We start from the raw sequence: 17588 nt of genomic DNA on the forward strand, positions 1-17588 counted from the left end.
CGCACACTTTCCGTAATCCACAAGGTGGACTGCCACGATGTTTTTTCAACGTTTTTTTTCGTTCATGAGCAAGGACTTGGCCATGGACCTGGGAACGGCCAACACCCTGGTCTATACGCCCAAAGACGGGATCGTCCTGAACGAGCCGTCCGTCGTGGCCCTGGACAACCGAAGTGGAAACGTGCTGGCCGTGGGCAGGGAGGCCAAGGAGTTTCTGGGGCGGACCCCGAAAAGCATCCGGGCTATTCGTCCGTTGAAGGACGGAGTCATCGCGGACTTCGAGGTCACCAAGGAAATGATCGCCTACTTCGTGCGCAAGGTGATCCGGGGGATGCGGTTGGTCAAGCCGATGATCATCATCGGCGTGCCGGCGGGCATTACACAGGTGGAAAAGCGGGCGGTCATCGAGTCCGGGACCCAGGCCGGAGCCCGCGAAGTCCGGTTGATCGAGGAGCCGATGGCCGCGGCCATCGGCGCGGGGTTGCCCATTGACCAGCCCATCGGGAACATGGTCGTGGACATCGGTGGCGGCACCACCGAGGTGGCCGTGCTTTCGCTTTCTTCCGTGGCCTACTCCGAGTCCGTGCGCATTGCCGGGGACGAGATGAACGAGGCGATTCAACGGTACGTGCAGGACAAGTACCAGATGTTGATCGGTGAAAACATGTCTGAAAAGGTCAAGATCACCATCGGTTCGGCCCATCCGTTGAAGACGCCGCTTTCCATCGAAATCGGCGGAAAAAACATGGTGGACGGCAACCCCCGCACCCTGATCCTGCACGACGCCGAAATCCGGGATGCCATCCAGGAGCCGGTCAACGCCATCGTCCTGGCGGTCCGCAGGGCCCTGGAAAAGACCCCGCCGGAACTGGTGGCCGACGTGGCCACCAACGGCCTGTACCTGGCCGGAGGCGGGGCGCTGCTCAAGGGACTGGACGATCGTATTTCCGAAAGTTCCCATATCCAGGTGATCAAGGACGACGATCCACTGACCACCGTGGTGCGCGGCGTGGGGAAGGTTCTTGAGGACCAGAAGCGTTACGCTTCGGTATTTATCAATTAGCGCGGACCGTCGCTTCGCCCGTTTCTTTCCTTCAGTAATTCCGCCAGCTTGGCGTCCATGCCCTCCAGGCGGCTTTCCAACTTCAGCCAGACCTTGGCTGGGTCCTCTTTCGTTCCTTCCTCAATGGCCTTTTCCTCCATCGCTCCGACGATGATTCCCACCACCAGATTGATGACCGTGTACGTGGTCACGATGATGAACGGCACGAAGAACATCCAGGCTTGCGGGTAGACCTCCATCACCGGTCGGACGATGCCCATGGACCAACTTTCCAGGGTCATGATCTGGAACAAGGTGTACAACGAGCCGCCGACCGAGCCGAACCACTCCGGGAAGGACGCGGAGAACAGCTTGGTGGAGATCACCGCCCCGACGTAGAAGATGATGCCCACGATTCCGGCCACGGAGCTGACTCCGGGCAGGGCGTGGAGCATGGCGGCGATGACGCGGCGCATGTTCGGCAGCGCGGAGATCATCCGCATCACCCGGAGCACGCGCAACGATCGCAGCACGGCCAATCCCCCATGGCTGGGCACCAGGGAGATGGCCACTACCAGGAAATCGAAGACATTCCACCCTTCCCTGAAGAAGCTGCGGCGCTGGGCGTACAGCTTCAGCCCGATCTCCACGATGAAAATGGCCAGGCAGAGCCGGTCAAGGCCCAGGAGCAACGGCCCGGCCAGTTCCATGGCCCAGGCCGAGGTTTCCAGGCCGAGGACGATGCCGTTGATGATGATCACGAAAATAATAGCGTTCTGAAATCGGCTGTTCTGGACGAGGTTCAGGATTCGATCGCGAGTACTTGTGTTGGGTGTGGTGGTCATGGGGTTGGTTCGTTGGGTGATGGTTGAGGAAAAGGACCGGATGATTGTTGAACACACGTCCTCTTAGCGGCAGTCCGTTCAAAAATCTCAAGTGCAAGGAGCAAAAAAAAGTTCAATGTCGAAGCGTGGTTATGGATACGTGAGAGTTTGAGATTTTTGCGGCGACGCGGCAATTGGGAGTTTTTCAACGGACTGTCAGGACGATTTCTGGAACTCCAGGGTGAGATGCCTGGGCTCCCAAGCCCCGCCCCAGAAGGAAAAGGCCTCGCTGCTGTGAAACGCGGAGCGGACCGAGACGTGCTCTTTGCCGCTGACGGACAGTCCGTCCGTCTCCAGCCCGAGGTCCACGAAGTATTCCATGTCCGCCACCAGCAGGTGCACTATTTTCGGCTCCGCGCCGACCGGAACGGGACAGGGGATGAAAAAGTCGTAGACCACCTGGTGGCCCTGGATGGAGGCCCGGAAGTCCGTGACCGAGGCCACGTGGAAAGGGGAGTCGTTGACCTTGATCTGGATGAAGTAGTCGTATTCGCTCAGATACTCGAACGCTCCCCGGCGGACCTCTTCGATCTCCTCGTCCGAAAAGACGCCGTTTCCGTCCGCGTCGAACATGTCCATGATCTGGCTGCTGAACATTTCGTCAAAGGTCCAACGGTGCTGAAATCCGACCAGCCCCGTGGCGTCGAACCGGGCCTCAATGGCGTAATCCACCCAGACGTGCGGATGGGCCCGGGCCGGTTGCGCGGTCATGAAGAGCAACGTGGTCACGGCCAGAAAAAAGAGGCTGGTCCGGCGAAGCCGATGCATGGCGTTGGTCCTTGTTCGTAACTGCTCAAATGCGGCAAGCATGGCCTGGATGCCCGCCTTCGCGGGCATGACGAGTTTGAGAAGCGTGCCAATCGAAGTCATTCCCGCAGAGGTGGAATCCAGATGCAAGGCAACCTTCAGGCAGTGCCCGACTTTTTTAAGTAGTTATCTTTGTTCTTTTTTTGAGACAAGCGTGGCTAAAACGGGTTAGCTTTCCTCGAACGGTTTCCCTGAACGGTTATCCGGATGCTCATCCCGAAGTTCGTCCAATATGCCATCCGGCCCACCCACGACCACCGTGACCATCCGGTCCGCCATCAGCCGACGGGCCAGGGCGTCTCCGGCGTCTTCCCGGGTGACCCGCGCGACGTGGTCGGTGTACGTGGTCAGGTAGTCCGGCGCAAGGTCGTAAAACCCGATCATCCCCAGGGTCGCCGCGATGTCGCTGTTGGAGGCCAAGCCCAAGGGAAAGCGGCCGATGATGTTGTCCTTGGAAGCGGCCAGCTCCTCTTCGGTCACGCCCTCGTTGATGAAGACGGCCAGGGCGTCGCGAAGCACCGACAGGGCCTCGGCGGCGTGATGGACTCCGGTCTGCATGGTGATCAGGAACGGGCCTTCCGCGGCCATGGGCTGAATGTGGCTGGAAACGGAGTAGGCCAGCCCGCGTTCGGTGCGGACATCCTGAAAGAGCCGGGAGGTGAACCCGCCGCCTCCGAAAACGTGGTTGGCCACGCTCAGGGGAAAACGGTCCGGGTCGTCCAGGCGCAGGAGTGGCCCACCCATGAAAATATGAGCCTGCTCCGAGGGAAAGGGAATGTGCTCCAGGATCGGTTCGGACGGCAATTCCGGTGAGGGTAGGGCCGAGGGCCGCTCGCCCTGGGGCAGGGTTGCGGCGATGCGTCGGCTCAATGCTTGCGCGGCGTCCAAGGACAGGTCGCCGGTCAGGGCCAGAACGGCGTTTTGCGCGGTGTAGTGGTGTTGGTAAAAAAACTGGATCAGCGTTTTTTCCAGGGTGGGGACGCTTTGTTCCGTCCCCAGCGGATGGGCGGCGTAGGGATGATCGCCGTAGGCCAGCCGGTAGAACTCCCTGGCAGCGACGGCCCCGGGCTCCTGGCGCTCCCGCTGCAGGGCTTGCAGGGTCTGGCGGCGAGCCCTGGCCAGGTCGTCCTCGGGAAAGGCCGGGTCCGCGAGCAGGGAAACAAGGGTCGCCACGGCGGTTTCCATCCAGTCCGGCTCGGTCAGGGTGCGCAGATGGACGATGGCCATGTCCCGAGCCGCGCTGGTGCTGAACTGAGCCCCAACGGACTCGAAGCGCTCGGCCACGGTGTCCGCGTCCAGCTCCGGCGTGCCGAAGGCCAGGGCCAGGTTGGTCATCCGGGCCAACCCGCCATGTTCGCCGTCCCGGGCCGAACCGGCGTCGAAGACCAGCCGGATGTCCAGCATGGGCAGGGCCGGGGCCGGAGCGAAGAGCACGCGCAGCCCGTTGGACGTGGTCCAGGTTTCAAAATCAGCGGCCCGGGCCGGGGTTGTCGGCCCGCAAAGGAAACCGAGCAGCACCAGCAGGGCAAGGGCGGCCGGGCCGACGGAAGGCTGGAAAACGAGATTAGTGGTCGGACGGTTCATGTTGGGGTCCTTGGCGGTTTGGGGAGGTGGAGCCGTTTGCTCCGGGCATGGGCAACGGGTCCAGGATGGCCACGGTGCGGGTGTCCGGGATCAGGTAGGTCCGGGCGACGCGTTGGACGTCCTCGGCGGTCACGGCCCGGATGCGTTCGGCATATTCCTCGCCGACCCGCCATCCCAGGCCGATGGTTTCCAGCATGCCCAGTTCGAAGGCCCGGGCGTTCAGGGAATCCTGGCGATAGACTTCCGATGCGATGACCTGGGCCTGGACCCGCTGCAGTTCGGCTTCGTCCACGGGGATTTCGATCAGCCGCCGGATCTGATCCAGCAGGGCCTGCTCCAGGGTTTCGATGTCGGATTGTGACGACGGGGCCGCGGAAAGGGTGAACAGGGTTTCCAACCGACTGTAGCCGCCGTACCCGGCCCCGGCTCCCAGGGCCAGTTCCCGTCCGCGAACCAGTTCGCGATCCAGGCGGGAGGAGCGTCCGGAGCCGAGGACGCCGGCCGCGACCATCAGGGCGTAGGCGTCGTCCGGGGCGGCGTCAGCGGCCAGAAGCGTCGGAATGCTCGGAGCTTTCCAACCCATGATCAGGTGGGGCAGCTCCGCTGGAACCCGCAGGACGACCCTGCGTTCGCCCCGCTGGGGAACCTCGGTCCGGGGCTTGATTTCCGGCAAGGGGCGGGCGGGAATCGGGCCGTAATGGCGTTGGGCCGCCTCGATCACCTCGTCCGGGTCCACGTCGCCCACCACCACGACCACGGCGTTGTTGGGCGCGTACCAGGCGTCGTACCAGGCCTGAACGTCCTCCAAAGCATAGTTCTCGATGTCGGTCATCCAGCCGATCACCCCGTGGCCATAGGGGCTGTTCAGAAACGCCGCGGCCATGAATTGTTCGTGCAGCAGGGCGGTGGGACGGTCGTCCCGGGTCAATCGGCGTTCCTCGACAACCACGTCCCGTTCCGGCTGGAACTGTTCCTCTGTCAGGCGCAGGGCGTGCATCCGCTCGGCCTCCATGGCCATGGCCGTTTCCCAATGCGCGCTGCCCAGAACCTGAAAGTAGGCCGTGAAGTCCGGGCCGGTGAAGGCGTTCTGGTTGCCGCCGAGGCGGGCGATGATCCGGGTGAACTCGCCGGGCGGGTAGGCTTCACTGCCTCGAAACATCATGTGTTCAAGCATGTGGGAGATCCCGGTGATGCCGCTCTGCTCGCTCCTGGATCCGACGTCGTACCAGATTTGGTTGGTGACCACCGGTGCGCGGGGATCCGGCAGCACCAGGACGGTCAACCCGTTCTCCAGACGGTGTTCCACGACGTCGGCCTGAGTCCGGGCCGAGACAGATAGCGACAGAAGCAAGAACCAGCAAATCAGAATCAACGTTTTGAATTTCAGCATGATGAGAATTTTAACCAGATTGTTGAAATGAGTGGGACGACGAATTGATTCAAAAAATGAACATTCCGGGCGGGGTTGGCAAGGGGAGGGGAAGACCGGATTTGATTGTGCTGCAATGACGAAGAGTTAGTTCATGCTTGGTTCGACAAATTATCTCAGGCCTGTTTATCTTGCAAGGTTGTTGATTTTCCACGTTTTTCACCGTATGAATCCCGATCGGTTTCAGTCTGGGCAGCGGACGTTTCGGTCCTCTGCCTGGAGCTGGTTCAAAGCGTATGAGGAAAATTTTACGCGAACGAGGTGTGGTTAACCCTTTTCCCCGCAAGGAGGCACTTGCATGAAAAAACGACTGTTGTTGACTGTATTGGCGGGACTGCTGGCGTTGCCCCTGTTGATCGGCCAGGCTCACGCCCAGATCCGGATCGGTCTGATGGCGCCCTTGACCGGCTCCTGGGCCAGTGAAGGTCAGGCCATGAAGCAGATCGTGGATCTGCTGGCCGAAGAACTGAACAACGCCGGCGGCGTATTGGGGCAGAAGGTGGAGATCGTGGCCGAGGACGACGCCGGGGATCCGCGCACCGCGGCTTTGGCGGCCCAGCGGCTGTCCACCCGGGGCATCGTCGCCGTCATCGGGACCTACGGCTCCTCCATCACCGAGGCCAGCCAGAACATCTACGACGAAAACAAGATCGTCCAGGTGGCCACGGGGTCCACGGCCATTCGGCTGAGCGAAAAGGGTCTGCGCTACTTCTTCCGGACCTCCCCCCGGGACGACGAACAGGGGCTGGTGGCGGCCAACACCTTGAAGGACATGGAGTTCAGCAAGGTGGCCATCCTGCATGACAACACCACCTACGCCAAGGGCTTGGCCGACGAGGCTCAGTCATTGCTCAAGGATAGCGATGTGGAGATCGTCTTCTTCGATGCCCTGACTCCCGGCGAGCGGGATTACAGCGCCATCCTCTCCCAGTTGCGCAACCGCGCTCCCGAAGTCGTGCTCTTTACCGGCTACTTCCCTGAAGCCGGACTGTTGCTGCGTCAAAAGAAAGGCATGGGCTGGGACGTGCCCTTCATCGGCGGCGACGCCACCAATAATCCGGACCTGGTGAGCATCGCCGGGAAGGAAGCCGCCGAGGGCTTCATGTTCCTCAGCCCGCCCGTGCCCCAGGACTTGGGTTCTCCTGAGGCCACCTCGTTCATGGCCGCCTACCGGGCCAAGTACAATGATGATCCCGCCTCGGTCTGGGCCGTGCTGGCCGGCGACGCGTTCAACGTCATCGTGGCCGCCATCGAGGGGTCCGGCTCCACCGAACCGGACAAGATCGCCGAATACCTGCGCACCGGCCTGACCGACTTCGAAGGTCTGACCGGCGCCATCGCCTTTGACGACAAGGGCGACCGGGTGGGCGAATTGTACCGCGTGTATAAGGTTGACGGCGAAGGCCGGTTCATCCTGCAACCGTAAACATCGACGATTCCAGGGGCGGGTGTGAAACCCGCCCCTGCTCATGATGGATGTCCGGACGATCCATCGTCCCCATCCGACCACCATCCCAAGGACATGTCATGCAACTTTTTCTCGAACAATTGACCAACGGGCTGGCCGTGGGCGGGATCTACGCCCTGATCGCCCTGGGCTACACCATGGTTTACGGCGTGCTCAAGTTGATCAACTTTGCTCACGGCGACCTGTTCACCATCGGCGCTTTTCTCGGTCTGACCCTGCTTTTGTCCCTGGGTCTGACCGATCATATCGGCCCGGTGGCCGGGATTTTGGTGCTGGTGTTGATGGTCATGGGGCTGGTGGCCGTGATCGGCGCGTTGCTGGAACGGACGGCTTATCGCCCGTTGCGCACCTCGCCCAGGCTGTCCGCGGTGGTTTCCGCGCTGGGCGCGTCCATCTTTTTTCAAAACGCGATCATGCTCATCTACGGGGCCAGATTCCGGGTCTATCCCCACGATCTGCTGCCCACCACGGCGATTTCCCTGTTCGGGGTGGACATCCCGGTAATGCGCATTGTTCTTTTCGCCGCCTCCCTGGTGATGATGGCCGGGCTCTATTATTTCGTGCAGCGGACCAAGACCGGCACGGCCATCCGGGCCGCGGCCATTGATCAGGGCGCGGCGAAACTGATGGGCATCGACGTGAACCGGGTGATTATGTACGTTTTTCTGATCGGTCCGGCCCTGGGCGGAGCCGCCGGGATGATGGTCGGCCTGTACTACGGCCAGATCAACTTCACCATGGGCTGGGTCTACGGCCTGAAGGCCTTTACCGCAGCCATTCTCGGCGGCATCGGGAACATTCCCGGAGCCATGCTCGGCGGTCTGCTGTTGGGGGTGATCGAGGCCATGGGCGCGACCTACATCTCCCTGGCCTGGAAGGACGCCATTTCCTTCATGGTTCTGATCCTGATCCTGATCTTCCGGCCCACGGGAATTCTGGGCGAACGCGTGGCGGATAAAGTATGAAACCGGCGACCATCATCAACGTTGTCGTTGTGGCGGCCCTGCTCGTGGCCCCGTATTGGCTGAACGCCTACTGGGTGGACGTGCTCAATTCCATCGGCATCTACGCGGTGCTGGCTTTGAGCCTGAACATCATCCTGGGTTACGCCGGCCTGTTCCACATGGGCCATGCCGCGTTCTTCGCCATGGGCACCTATACGACGGCCATCCTGAACACCCAGTTCGGGATTCCGGTGCTCTGGCTGATGCCTCTTTCCGGGATGGTAGCCGGGTTCTTCGCCCTGCTGGTGGCCAGGCCGATCATCCATTTGCGCGGGGACTACCTGCTCATCGTGACCATCGGCATCGTGGAGATCGTTCGCATTGCACTGGTGAACAACGTCTTCGGGATCACCGGCGGGTCCAACGGGATCTTCGGGATCAGCCGCCCGGTTTTGTTCGGCCATGTGATCCGTACGCCTCATGATTTTTATTACCTGATCTTCGCTTTTGCCGCGATCACGGTATTTTTCTTTTTGCGCCTGGAGAACTCCCGTTTTGGTCGAGCTCTGAACTACATCCGCGAGGACGACGTGGCCGCGGAGGGCAGCGGGATCGACGCGGCGCACTACAAGCTGGTGGCCTTTGTCCTGGGCGCGTTCTGGGCCGGAATGGCCGGGACCATCTTCGCGGCCAAGATGACCATCGTCTCGCCCCAGTCCTTCACCTTCTGGGAATCCGTGGTCATGTTCACCATCGTGATCCTGGGCGGGTCCGGGAACATTCGCGGCGTGATCCTGGGCGCCTTTCTGATCGTCGGCCTGCCGGAGGTGTTTCGGGAGTTCGCCGGGGCGCGGATGCTTATTTTCGGCGCGGCCATGATCCTGATGATGATCTTTCGGCCCAAGGGCATTCTTCCTCCTCCGCCCCGGACCTTCAATCTGGACTTTCTGTCCTCGGCCCGGGGAGGTGGGAAATGAACGCTTCTCCGCTTTTGCGGCTGACCAGCCTGACCAAGTCCTTTGGCGGGGTCATGGCCGTGAACCAGGTCAGTTTTGACGTGGACCACGGCTCCATCGTCGGCTTGATCGGCCCCAACGGCGCGGGCAAGACCACGGTGTTCAACCTGATCACCGGCAACTATCGTCCGGACTCCGGCGAGATCCTCTTTGACGGCCGGAACATCGTGAACATGCGCACCAATCGGATCGTCTCCCTGGGCATTGCCCGGACCTTCCAGACCATCCGCCTGTTTCAGAACATGAGCGCCCTGGAAAACGTCCTGGCCGGGTGCCATTGCCGAATGCGCTCCGGCGTGGTCGGGGCCATGCTCCGGCTGCCCTGGCAGAAGCGGGAGGAGCGCGAGGCCCTGGAGATCGCGGTGAACGAACTGGAGTTCGTCGGCCTGCGGCCCCACCTTGACCAGGCGGCCCGGAACCTGTCCTACGGCAACCAGCGCCTTCTGGAAATCGCCCGGGCCCTGGCCACCAAGCCGCGCTTCCTGATTCTGGACGAACCGGCCGGGGGCATGAACGACTATGAAACCCAGGTCCTGGTGGATTTGATTTCCCAGGTCCGGGAGCGCGGGATCACCGTACTGCTCATCGAGCACGATATGAATCTGGTGATGCAAATTTGCGAAAAGTTGGTGGTGTTGGAGTACGGCATCATGATCGCCCAGGGCACTCCGGCGGAAATCCAGAAGGACCAACGGGTCATCGACGCCTACCTGGGGGCCCCGGACGAAGATGATGAGGACTTTTGATCATGTTGCTGCGCATTGAAAATCTGGAAGTGAAATACGGCAACGTGCAGGTGTTGCACGGGTTGAACCTGAACGTGGCCCAAGGCGAGATCGTGACCATCCTCGGGGCCAACGGCGCGGGCAAGTCCACCACCCTGATGACCATCAGCGGTCTGGTCAAGCCGTCCGGCGGGGGGATTTTCCTGGAAGACAAACCCCTGCACAAACTGGAGGCTCACGACATCGTCAAGCTGGGCCTGGCCCAGGTCCCGGAGGGCCGGAGAGTCTTCGGCACCCTGAGCGTGAGAGAGAACCTGCACCTGGGCGCCTTTACCGCCACGGACCAGGCCCAGATCCGCAAGAACCTGGACTGGGTCTACGAGATGTTTCCCATCCTGCACAAACGCCGCAGCCAGCTTGCCGGAACCCTCAGCGGCGGAGAACAGCAGATGCTGGCCATCGGCCGCGGCCTGATGGCCAGCCCCAAGATCCTGCTCCTGGACGAACCCAGCCTGGGCCTGGCCCCGATCCTGGTCAAGTCCATCTTCTCCACGGTCAAGGAAATCAACAAGTCCGGCGTAACCATCGTCCTGGTGGAACAAAACGCCCGCCTGGCCCTGAAACTGGCCGACCGGGGCTACGTCCTGGAACTGGGCAAAATCGTCCTCGAAGACTCGGCCAAAGCCCTGCTGGCCAACCCGGAAGTGCAGAACGCGTATCTGGGGGGAGTGGGGTAGCCGCCTTTTTCCTCACCCGTACGCCCGGCGCAGGCGGCGTTCCACGCGGCCGGCGAGGGTGGAGAAGGTGAGGGTCAGGAGGAGGTAGAGCACGGTGATGGTGATCATGATCTCGAAGGTCATGTAGGTGGAGGCCATCAGTTCCAGGCCCTGGAAGGTCAGTTCCTGGACGCTGATCACCGAGACGATGGCCGTGTCCTTGATGGTGGCGATGAACTGGCCGGACAGCGGGGGGACGATCCGGGAGACCGCCTGGGGCAGGATGACGTGACGCATCTGCTGCCAGGGGGAGAGGCCCAGGGCGTAGGCGGCCTCGCGTTGGCCCCGCTCGATGGATTGAATTCCGGAACGAACGTGCTCGGTGATGTAGGCCCCCTGGTACACGGCCAAGGTGAGCAGGGCGGCCAGGAAGTTGGGCATCCGGTCCACGGGCACGGCCATCCAGGTCAATAATTCCTTGCCCCAATCCGGCAGGTTGCGGAGCATCACTTCCACACCCAGCAAGGTTATCAGTTGATCTGCCAGGAAAAAATAGAAAATGAAGATCAGAACCAGGGGCGGAATGTTGCGGACTACCTCCACATAGGTCCAGCCGACCATCCTGGGGAACAGGGACTTGCCGCATCGGGCCAGCCCCATGATCACGCCGATCACCGTGGCCAGGAGCATGGTCCAGATGCTCAGGCGGATCGTGGTCAGCAACCCCTGGGTGATCAAACCGGGCACCCAGCGGCCGGCCGCTTCATCCCAACGCAGCAGGTAATTGGCCAGCAAATGCCAGCGCCACTGGTAATCCAGGGTGGCGTGGACGCGCCAGAGGAAAATCGCGGCAAAGGCGACGATCGCCAGAATCAGGACGGCGTCCAGGGTGGTGAAGCGGGTCCGCTTGGAAGGCATGGAGATGGTGTTTGTGCTGAGAGGGTTCGGCTGGGCAACATCCGTCGCCCAGCCGATACGTGGTTTCGCTGGTCGGTTATTCCACCTGGTCCTTCCAGTCCATGGTCGTGAACCAGTAGGCGTAGCGGTCCTGTATCCAGCCTTCGCCGGTGACCTGGAGGATCCAGCTGTTCACGTAGTTGAGCAGATCCGGATCGCCCTTGCGCATGGCGATGCCGATGGGCTCGTTGGTCAGGTTCCCTTCGACGGGTAAAAACAGTCGGTCCGGGTTCTTGATGGCCTCCTGGGAGGGCAGGGGGGCGTTGCCGATCAGGGCGTGGGCCCGACCCATGAGCAGTTCCTGGACGGCCTGGGGCTCCTTGTCGAAATATTTGCGTTGGGCCTTGGGAAAGAGATTTTCCGCGGCGCGCTGGGCCGTGGTCCCGGTGCGGGTGACGATGGTCACCTCGGGCTTGTTGAAGTCCTCCAGGGTGGTGAAGCCCGCGGCCTTTTCCTTGTGGGCCACCAGGGCCTGGCCGGTGAAGTAGTAGGGCATGCTGAAGTAGACCTGCTGGGCCCGATCCGCCCGGATGCTCATTCCGCCGATGAGCAAGTCGAACTTGCCGGTGAGCAGGGCCGGGATGATCCCCCGCCACGCCGTGGGCACCAGTTCGACGCGTACGCCGAGGTCTTCGGCGAAACGTTTGGCCACGTCGATCTCGAAGCCGATGAATTCCCCGGTCTTGTCCTGCATGGCCCAGGGCACGAAGGTGTCGAAGCCCACCCGCAACGCCCCGCGCTCCATGATGCCGGTCAGGGTGCTTTCCCTGGTGATCTGTTGGCTGATGTTCTGGGCCTGGGCCAGGGCGGCGACCAGCAGAATCAGGCCGACCGCCAGGGCCGCCAGACTGCTAAGGGCGAGTTTGCGTGTCGTGTTCATTTGTGCTCCTTTGAGTTGAGGTTTGATCCGGGCGACCCGGTGATTGAGCCTGGGACCGGTCCGCACAGAATTTGGCCGAGAAAGTCGCGGGTGCGCTCTTGTCTCGGGTTGTTGAAAAAGTCGTCGCTGGAGGCTTCCTCCAGGAGTCGCCCGTCTTCCATGAAGATCACTCGGTCACCGGCTTCACGGGCAAAGCCCATTTCATGGGTGACCACGACCATGGTCATGCCGTCCCGGGCCAGGCCCTTCATCACCTCCAGGACTTCGCCGATGGTTTCCGGGTCCAGGGCGCTGGTGGCCTCGTCAAAAAGCATCACCTTGGGATGCATGGCCAGGGCTCGAGCAATGGCCACGCGCTGCTGCTGACCGCCGGAAAGCTGGGCCGGATAGGCCCGGGCCTTGTCCGTCAGGCCGACCCGTGCGAGCAGGGCCATGGTGGCTTCCTCGGCCTCTTTCCGGGATTTGCCCCGGACCTGCTCCTGGGCCAGGTTGATGTTTTGGAGCACGGTCATATGCGGAAACAGGTTGAAGGACTGGAAGACCATGCCCACCTCGGTTCGGATGGTCAGCCGGTTTCGGGGATCGTCGTCCAAAGGCACGCCGTCGATGACGATTTCCCCGGAATCAATCTCCTCCAGGCCGTTCAGGCAGCGCAGCAGGGTGGACTTGCCCGAGCCGGACGGCCCGATGATCACAACCACCTCCTTTTGCCGTACGGACAGCGAAACATGATCCAGGGCGCGCAACCCTCCGGGATACGTCTTGACGATCTCCCGCACGGAGATGATTTCCGGGCCGAGGCGGACGTTTTCGCGTGTTGGTGCTTGTCGGGCTTCGATCATGGCGGGGATTGCGGTCATGCGGATGCTCTGGTTTTTTGGGTTCACGGTTTAACGGTTGCGGTCGCGGATGGTTTCAGGGAGTTATTTTTCTGACTTCTGACTTCTGACTTCTGACTTCTGACTTCTGACTTCTGACTTCTGACTTCTGACTCCTGCCCCCCCCTCATTCCGCCGTGCGCATCCGTTTGCCCAACTCCGCCACGAGCATGGACAGGGGGAAGGTGACGGCCAAATAGATGGCCGCCACGGTGAACCAGACCTCGAAGACCATGAAGGTGTCCGAGGAAACAATGTTGCCTTGCTGGGTCAGCTCATAGATGGCTATGGTGCTGGCCAGGGAGGAGTCCTTGATCAGGGTTACGCCCACGCCGGTCAGGGGAGGCAGGATGCGCCGGACGGCCTGTGGGACGATCACCTTGCGATAGGTGTCCAATTTGGACAGCCCCAGACTATGGGCGGCCTCCCACTGGCCTTTGTGGATGGAAACGATTCCGGCCCGGAAGATTTCCGAGGCGTAGGCCCCTTCGAACAGGGACAGGGCCAGGACGGCGGAGCCGAAGGCGCCTAGGCCGAAGACCGGGCCGATGACGTAGTAGATGAAGAAAATCTGGGTCAGCAGCGGGGTGTTGCGGATGAATTCCACGTAGCCCTTGGCCACGAGCCGGGCCGTGAACGAGTCGGAAAGCCGGAAGATTGCCGCAGTCAGTCCGAAGATCATGGCCAGGATCAGGCTCAGCCCGGAAATCTTGAAGGTCACGATCAGCCCCTGCAGCAGAGGCCCGAGCACCCAGCCGTCCTCGGTGAATTGGATCAGGTAGCGGGGCATGCGGTACCACTTCCAGTGATAGCCCATGCCTTGTTCGCCGCTGGCGATGAACCAGGCCACCGCGCCCAGGAACAGGCCGTAAAGCAGGAAGTCCCGGTAGTGGGCGGCCAGAAATCCAGATCGTGTGGCGGCCTTGGTTTGGACGGTCACGGCGCGACCTCGGTGAATGTGGTCGAAACGGGGAAGAATGCGCTGCGGCGTGGTGAAGAGAGGCGGCGGGGAGCGGGGGAAGCAAAGAAAAGAACGGGAGGCAAGGGCGGACGGAGCGGGGCGAAGCACGTTCTCACCGGACAACCTCCGGGGCCGAAGAACACCTCGGAAAGTCGGCGCGACCTGGAGGGCCGTCGGATTGGATTGGAGTCGCCCAAAGCGCGGGCTTGGGCGCGGGGCTGGCGAGCGACACTATGCATGACGCTCATACCGTAGGTTTCGGGGGTGAGGTTGTCAAATACGTCTGTTCGGATCAAGATACTAGGTGGACATTTCTCCAAGCATGGGAAACAGATGACGAACGGGACCGGGTTCGCCTAGGCCGCAGCCTCGAGGGTGTTTGACGATGAGTTGCTCAATAATCTATCAAATCGTTTTACGAAGCAGGGAAAACGTATTCATAATCGTACCAAGGAGCTTGTGTGATGCGGGATATCGCGCTGTTGCGAAAAAAGCAGGTCGGACTGCGGTTGCCTGTGTATCTTGTCGATGAAATTGACGATTTATCACGAATGCATGACTTGAACCGCAGCGAGGTCATCACCGAGGCCATCCGGAGCTACGTGGAAGAGCAGAAGGCTCAGCGGCTCCATATTGAGTTCGACCAGGCCGTCAAGGAGTTGAAATTGGCGATTCAAGAGGGCGGAACCACTACGCTGAGCGAGCTGATCCATGAGCTTGAAGATCTTTAGCCTGCCCAGCTTTGAAAGAGATGTCAAAAGGCTGCATAAGAAATACAAAAAATTGCCAGAGGACCTGAAGCGCCTTCAGGACACCTTGACGAACGATCCTCGGGCCGGGATCGCCCTTACCGCCTCATTGCACAAACTTCGCCTTTCCAACTCTTCGACGGCCACGGGGAAAAGCGTGGGATTTCGGGTTATTTACTACTATATCGACCGTCGGGGGCACCTGTATCTTCTCAAGCTGTATTCAAAGACGGAGGTGGCCGGCATCAGTGAGGACACGTTGAAGGCCATTCTTCAGGAGAATGGGTTGGCGTAGCATCTTCCGCGTTGCCTGGTTCGACAAGTCCGTCATTGCGCCTCAAGCTCGGGCAAAGGGTGGTCTTGGGAAGAGATCAGCAGCCGGATCTGTTCCCAGAGCGTTTCCCGGCCCTGGCGGGTCTTGGCGGAAAAGAAGACCGGGGCGGCTTCCGGACCCAGCAGCTCTATCCAGGCGCGCTTGGCGGCGGCGATTTCGCGCTGGGAGCACTTGTCCGCTTTGGTGAGCACGGGCAGGAGGGGTAGGCCCTGCTCCAGGGCCATGCCCGCCATTTCCTTGTCCGGGGCTTGGGGCGGCAGGCGGCTGTCCAGAACCAGGATCAGCCCCACCAGGCCCTTGTTGCTGGTCAAAAAGCGCCGCATCAAATTGCCCCAGGCGTTGCGCTCGCTTTTCGGGCGTTTGGCGTAGCCGTATCCGGGCAGGTCCACCAGGTAGTAGTGCTCCGGATGGACCAGATAGTAATTCAGGCTGCGGGTTTTGCCCGGAACCGAGCTGGTCTTGGCTAGGTTTTTTCGATTGGCCAGACAGTTCAACAGGGAGGATTTGCCCACGTTGGAGCGTCCGGCCAGGGCGATTTGCGGAACGGTGATCCGTTCCATCTGGTCCAGGGTATAAATGGTTTTTTCCAGGCTGACGCTGGAGGATTGTGGCGCTTGAGGGAGTTCCGGGCTTGTCATCGGGCGATTCCTGTACCATGATGCGGGGTTGAGGTGATAAGCGACGACGGTTCGCCGTCTCCTGTCTCCCCTACCCGTGGAAGATCAACTCTGCAAGGAGAAGTCTCGTGAAGTCGATCATCGTGTTGTTCCTTGGATTGCTTCAGGTCGTCCTGCTGTGCGCCTGTGCGCCCCGGGGCGCCGACCAGGGCTGGAAGTTTGCCGAGGAAGCCCCAACCGCGTTGTATCAGGAAACGGAGATCACGGTGTCCATTGTACCGGATCCGGTCATGGAATACGACGGAATGTGCGAGAAGCTGAGGGCCGCGTCCCGGGAACAGGGCGTGGAGGAATTGTTGCACATGTACGTCACCCAGGCGATGTTGCTGCGCCCTTCGCTCCCCATGACACTTCCCTCGAATGAGAGCGGAAACGCCGAGTTTCTGGAGGGCAGTCCAGAAACAGAGATCGCCGCTGCAAGCAATGAATCAAGTTGCGACCCTTGGCTGGACAGCGTCACGGGAATGGTTTTGCAGCGAACGGCCTTCTTTTCCACCCTGGTTCCGGAGCGACGCCTGGGAGGAGTGATCGACGCCCTGCAGGAAGACCAAACCATGGGGGGGATGCTTTCCAAGGCCTATGTTTCCTTGTGGGGCCCACCCCAGGGGCAGGCGCCGATCCCGGTGCTCATCGTCCAGCGTTCCAGCGGCCTGGAGCAAGGTATGGTCCAGGTCATCGGGGCCGGATTGATTACGCAGACCACGGACACGACGAGCCAGATGCGCATTCTGGAGTCCACCCGGGAGATATTTCCGGGCGATCTGTTCTTCCAGCTTCAGGTCAGGGCCGAAGGGTTGCCCATGGAAGGCGATTTGTTGCCGCTGGGGCCTGAAGTGGAGTAGGGGCACAAGGGGTTGAGACTGCTTTGACGAAACGCCGGGATAATCAGGAGGCTCCATGCAAGTTGTCCAGACACGAATAAGAGAAATCGAGTCCAGCCTCTCTCCGGATTCAATGGACTTGTGGCTGGAATTTGGAGATTTTTTACGCCAAAAAGATTTTCAGCAAAGAGGTGCTCAACCTCACAATCTCCTTGAACTGGCCGGTGGCCTGGAGCATTCAAAGAACTTTTCCGGCGATCCTCTCGAGATTCAGGAGAAATTGCGAAGTGAGTGGGATTAACTTTTTGCTCGACACGAACTTCGTCCTAGGGCTGTTGAAACGGGAGGAGCGTATCATCGAACTGGCATCTCATCGCAAAATCGTGCCCAAATTTTGCGGAGTGAGCGCCATAACGCGGATGGAGCTACTTGGTTTTCCCGGCATTGCCTCGGAGGAGGAGCAGCTTCTCAAAGAGCGGTTGAGTCAATTTCGATATGTGCCGATCACGAGAGAAATAGAAAACGTCGTGATCTCGCTGCGCCGAATACGGCAGATCAAGCTTCCGGATGCAATCATCGCCGGAACGGCCTTCTATCTCCGTGCCGAATTGCTTACTCTTGACCAGAGGCTGCTTGCACTTTCGTTTCGGCTGAGGGAAATCTTCGACCAAACTTCGCCTATCACGGATTGAGTAAGCGGATTGGGGGAATATCCG

20 protein-coding genes are annotated in these 17588 nt (G+C 60.7%); 11 read left to right on the plus strand and 9 right to left on the minus strand.

From position 1 onward, the window contains the following. The first annotated feature begins 37 nt into the window (after nucleotides 1–37). Nucleotides 38–1063, plus strand: a complete 1026-nt coding sequence (locus DESLA_RS0101530; RefSeq protein ID WP_028571117.1) for a rod shape-determining protein — start codon at nucleotides 38–40, stop codon at nucleotides 1061–1063. Here the strand turns inward: DESLA_RS0101530 and DESLA_RS0101535 are convergent. The 4 genes from DESLA_RS0101535 to DESLA_RS18045 form a co-directional block, all read right to left on the minus strand. Continuing rightward, nucleotides 1060–1887 (minus strand): ion transporter, encoded by an 828-nt coding sequence (locus DESLA_RS0101535; protein WP_028571118.1) that lies wholly within the window; start codon nucleotides 1885–1887, stop codon nucleotides 1060–1062. The two genes, DESLA_RS0101530 and DESLA_RS0101535, sit on opposite strands and share 4 nt — an antisense overlap. A 195-nt stretch (nucleotides 1888–2082) precedes the next feature. Then, the gene (locus DESLA_RS0101540) at nucleotides 2083–2763 is read right to left on the minus strand and encodes a DUF1007 family protein (protein WP_169732579.1); all 681 of its coding nucleotides are present in this window, start codon (nucleotides 2761–2763) and stop codon (nucleotides 2083–2085) included. A 138-nt stretch (nucleotides 2764–2901) separates the two neighbouring features. After that, nucleotides 2902–4317, minus strand: a complete 1416-nt coding sequence (locus DESLA_RS18040) for a M16 family metallopeptidase (RefSeq protein WP_084031805.1) — start codon at nucleotides 4315–4317, stop codon at nucleotides 2902–2904. After that, a complete protein-coding gene (locus DESLA_RS18045; protein ID WP_051434276.1) occupies nucleotides 4298–5707 on the minus strand; it encodes a M16 family metallopeptidase in 1410 nt (469 codons plus the stop codon). The genes DESLA_RS18040 and DESLA_RS18045 overlap by 20 nt, the downstream gene beginning before the upstream one ends. A 337-nt stretch (nucleotides 5708–6044) precedes the next feature. Here DESLA_RS18045 and DESLA_RS0101555 point away from each other — a divergent pair, with 337 nt between their 5' ends. The 5 genes from DESLA_RS0101555 to DESLA_RS0101575 all read left to right on the plus strand — a co-directional run bounded on the left by DESLA_RS0101555 (nucleotide 6045) and on the right by DESLA_RS0101575 (nucleotide 10636). Further along, nucleotides 6045–7172 (plus strand): branched-chain amino acid ABC transporter substrate-binding protein, encoded by a 1128-nt coding sequence (locus DESLA_RS0101555; protein WP_028571120.1) that lies wholly within the window; start codon nucleotides 6045–6047, stop codon nucleotides 7170–7172. 101 nt (nucleotides 7173–7273) lie between these two features. Beyond that, on the plus strand, nucleotides 7274–8179 hold the full coding sequence (locus DESLA_RS0101560) for a branched-chain amino acid ABC transporter permease (RefSeq protein ID WP_028571121.1): 906 nt from the start codon (nucleotides 7274–7276) through the stop codon (nucleotides 8177–8179). Next, on the plus strand, nucleotides 8176–9135 hold the full coding sequence (locus DESLA_RS0101565) for a branched-chain amino acid ABC transporter permease (protein ID WP_028571122.1): 960 nt from the start codon (nucleotides 8176–8178) through the stop codon (nucleotides 9133–9135). The genes DESLA_RS0101560 and DESLA_RS0101565 overlap by 4 nt, the downstream gene beginning before the upstream one ends. Beyond that, a complete protein-coding gene (locus tag DESLA_RS0101570) occupies nucleotides 9132–9920 on the plus strand; it encodes an ABC transporter ATP-binding protein (protein ID WP_028571123.1) in 789 nt (262 codons plus the stop codon). Before DESLA_RS0101565 ends, DESLA_RS0101570 begins: the two co-directional genes overlap by 4 nt. 2 nt (nucleotides 9921–9922) lie before the next feature. Beyond that, entirely contained in the window at nucleotides 9923–10636 is a 714-nt protein-coding gene (locus DESLA_RS0101575; RefSeq protein ID WP_028571124.1) for an ABC transporter ATP-binding protein, read from the plus strand. 12 nt (nucleotides 10637–10648) lie between these two features. On the opposite strand, the gene DESLA_RS0101580 is transcribed toward DESLA_RS0101575, so the two are convergent. The 4 genes from DESLA_RS0101580 to DESLA_RS0101595 form a co-directional block, all read right to left on the minus strand. Further along, complete coding sequence (locus tag DESLA_RS0101580; RefSeq protein WP_028571125.1) at nucleotides 10649–11533, minus strand: amino acid ABC transporter permease; 885 nt, start codon at nucleotides 11531–11533, stop codon at nucleotides 10649–10651. Nucleotides 11534–11609: 76 nt separating this feature from the next. Next, nucleotides 11610–12452, minus strand: a complete 843-nt coding sequence (locus DESLA_RS0101585; protein ID WP_028571126.1) for a transporter substrate-binding domain-containing protein — start codon at nucleotides 12450–12452, stop codon at nucleotides 11610–11612. After that, nucleotides 12449–13240, minus strand: a complete 792-nt coding sequence (locus tag DESLA_RS18050) for an amino acid ABC transporter ATP-binding protein (RefSeq protein WP_211239076.1) — start codon at nucleotides 13238–13240, stop codon at nucleotides 12449–12451. The genes DESLA_RS0101585 and DESLA_RS18050 overlap by 4 nt, the downstream gene beginning before the upstream one ends. A gap of 217 nt (nucleotides 13241–13457) precedes the next feature. Continuing rightward, nucleotides 13458–14270, minus strand: a complete 813-nt coding sequence (locus DESLA_RS0101595) for an amino acid ABC transporter permease (protein ID WP_245589983.1) — start codon at nucleotides 14268–14270, stop codon at nucleotides 13458–13460. A 485-nt stretch (nucleotides 14271–14755) separates the two neighbouring features. Here DESLA_RS0101595 and DESLA_RS0101600 point away from each other — a divergent pair, with 485 nt between their 5' ends. Together DESLA_RS0101600 and DESLA_RS0101605 are read left to right on the plus strand one after the other, a co-directional pair. Continuing rightward, nucleotides 14756–15022, plus strand: coding sequence for a ribbon-helix-helix domain-containing protein (locus DESLA_RS0101600; RefSeq protein WP_028571128.1), 267 nt, complete (start codon nucleotides 14756–14758; stop codon nucleotides 15020–15022). Beyond that, nucleotides 15003–15335, plus strand: a complete 333-nt coding sequence (locus tag DESLA_RS0101605) for a type II toxin-antitoxin system RelE/ParE family toxin (RefSeq protein ID WP_028571129.1) — start codon at nucleotides 15003–15005, stop codon at nucleotides 15333–15335. Before DESLA_RS0101600 ends, DESLA_RS0101605 begins: the two co-directional genes overlap by 20 nt. A gap of 32 nt (nucleotides 15336–15367) precedes the next feature. Here DESLA_RS0101605 and yihA read toward each other — a convergent pair whose 3' ends face one another. After that, nucleotides 15368–16012 (minus strand): ribosome biogenesis GTP-binding protein YihA/YsxC, encoded by a 645-nt coding sequence (yihA, locus tag DESLA_RS18055; RefSeq protein WP_051434277.1) that lies wholly within the window; start codon nucleotides 16010–16012, stop codon nucleotides 15368–15370. A gap of 107 nt (nucleotides 16013–16119) precedes the next feature. Between yihA and DESLA_RS21360 the strand changes: the two genes are divergently transcribed. Genes DESLA_RS21360 through DESLA_RS18065 form a run of 3 tightly spaced genes read left to right on the plus strand, consistent with a single transcriptional unit; the run spans nucleotide 16120 to nucleotide 17564 of the window. Beyond that, nucleotides 16120–16893: a hypothetical protein gene (locus tag DESLA_RS21360; protein WP_028571130.1), complete on the plus strand. Its 774-nt coding sequence runs from the start codon at nucleotides 16120–16122 to the stop codon at nucleotides 16891–16893. A gap of 55 nt (nucleotides 16894–16948) precedes the next feature. Next, the gene (locus DESLA_RS0101620) at nucleotides 16949–17173 is read left to right on the plus strand and encodes a hypothetical protein (protein ID WP_035261198.1); all 225 of its coding nucleotides are present in this window, start codon (nucleotides 16949–16951) and stop codon (nucleotides 17171–17173) included. Continuing rightward, nucleotides 17160–17564 (plus strand): type II toxin-antitoxin system VapC family toxin, encoded by a 405-nt coding sequence (locus DESLA_RS18065; RefSeq protein ID WP_051434278.1) that lies wholly within the window; start codon nucleotides 17160–17162, stop codon nucleotides 17562–17564. Before DESLA_RS0101620 ends, DESLA_RS18065 begins: the two co-directional genes overlap by 14 nt. Nucleotides 17565–17588 lie beyond the last annotated feature (24 nt).

Source organism: Desulfonatronum lacustre DSM 10312 (assembly GCF_000519265.1).
GTDB lineage: Bacteria > Desulfobacterota > Desulfovibrionia > Desulfovibrionales > Desulfonatronaceae > Desulfonatronum > Desulfonatronum lacustre.

Bases quoted from the DNA above. Each gene is read 5' to 3' on its own strand.
- DESLA_RS18040 (WP_084031805.1), bottom strand. From the start codon at position 4,317: ATGAACCGTCCGACCACTAATCTCGTTTTCCAGCCTTCCGTCGGCCCG.
- DESLA_RS18045 (WP_051434276.1), bottom strand. From the start codon at position 5,707: ATGCTGAAATTCAAAACGTTGATTCTGATTTGCTGGTTCTTGCTTCTG.
- DESLA_RS0101555 (WP_028571120.1), top strand. From the start codon at position 6,045: ATGAAAAAACGACTGTTGTTGACTGTATTGGCGGGACTGCTGGCGTTG.
- DESLA_RS0101570 (WP_028571123.1), top strand. From the start codon at position 9,132: ATGAACGCTTCTCCGCTTTTGCGGCTGACCAGCCTGACCAAGTCCTTT.
- DESLA_RS0101560 (WP_028571121.1), top strand. From the start codon at position 7,274: ATGCAACTTTTTCTCGAACAATTGACCAACGGGCTGGCCGTGGGCGGG.
- DESLA_RS0101585 (WP_028571126.1), bottom strand. From the start codon at position 12,452: ATGAACACGACACGCAAACTCGCCCTTAGCAGTCTGGCGGCCCTGGCG.
- DESLA_RS0101535 (WP_028571118.1), bottom strand. From the start codon at position 1,887: ATGACCACCACACCCAACACAAGTACTCGCGATCGAATCCTGAACCTC.
- DESLA_RS0101605 (WP_028571129.1), top strand. From the start codon at position 15,003: ATGAGCTTGAAGATCTTTAGCCTGCCCAGCTTTGAAAGAGATGTCAAA.
- DESLA_RS0101575 (WP_028571124.1), top strand. From the start codon at position 9,923: ATGTTGCTGCGCATTGAAAATCTGGAAGTGAAATACGGCAACGTGCAG.
- DESLA_RS0101620 (WP_035261198.1), top strand. From the start codon at position 16,949: ATGCAAGTTGTCCAGACACGAATAAGAGAAATCGAGTCCAGCCTCTCT.
- DESLA_RS0101580 (WP_028571125.1), bottom strand. From the start codon at position 11,533: ATGCCTTCCAAGCGGACCCGCTTCACCACCCTGGACGCCGTCCTGATT.
- DESLA_RS0101530 (WP_028571117.1), top strand. From the start codon at position 38: ATGTTTTTTCAACGTTTTTTTTCGTTCATGAGCAAGGACTTGGCCATG.
- DESLA_RS0101540 (WP_169732579.1), bottom strand. From the start codon at position 2,763: ATGCCCGCGAAGGCGGGCATCCAGGCCATGCTTGCCGCATTTGAGCAG.
- DESLA_RS0101600 (WP_028571128.1), top strand. From the start codon at position 14,756: ATGCGGGATATCGCGCTGTTGCGAAAAAAGCAGGTCGGACTGCGGTTG.
- DESLA_RS0101565 (WP_028571122.1), top strand. From the start codon at position 8,176: ATGAAACCGGCGACCATCATCAACGTTGTCGTTGTGGCGGCCCTGCTC.
- yihA (WP_051434277.1), bottom strand. From the start codon at position 16,012: ATGACAAGCCCGGAACTCCCTCAAGCGCCACAATCCTCCAGCGTCAGC.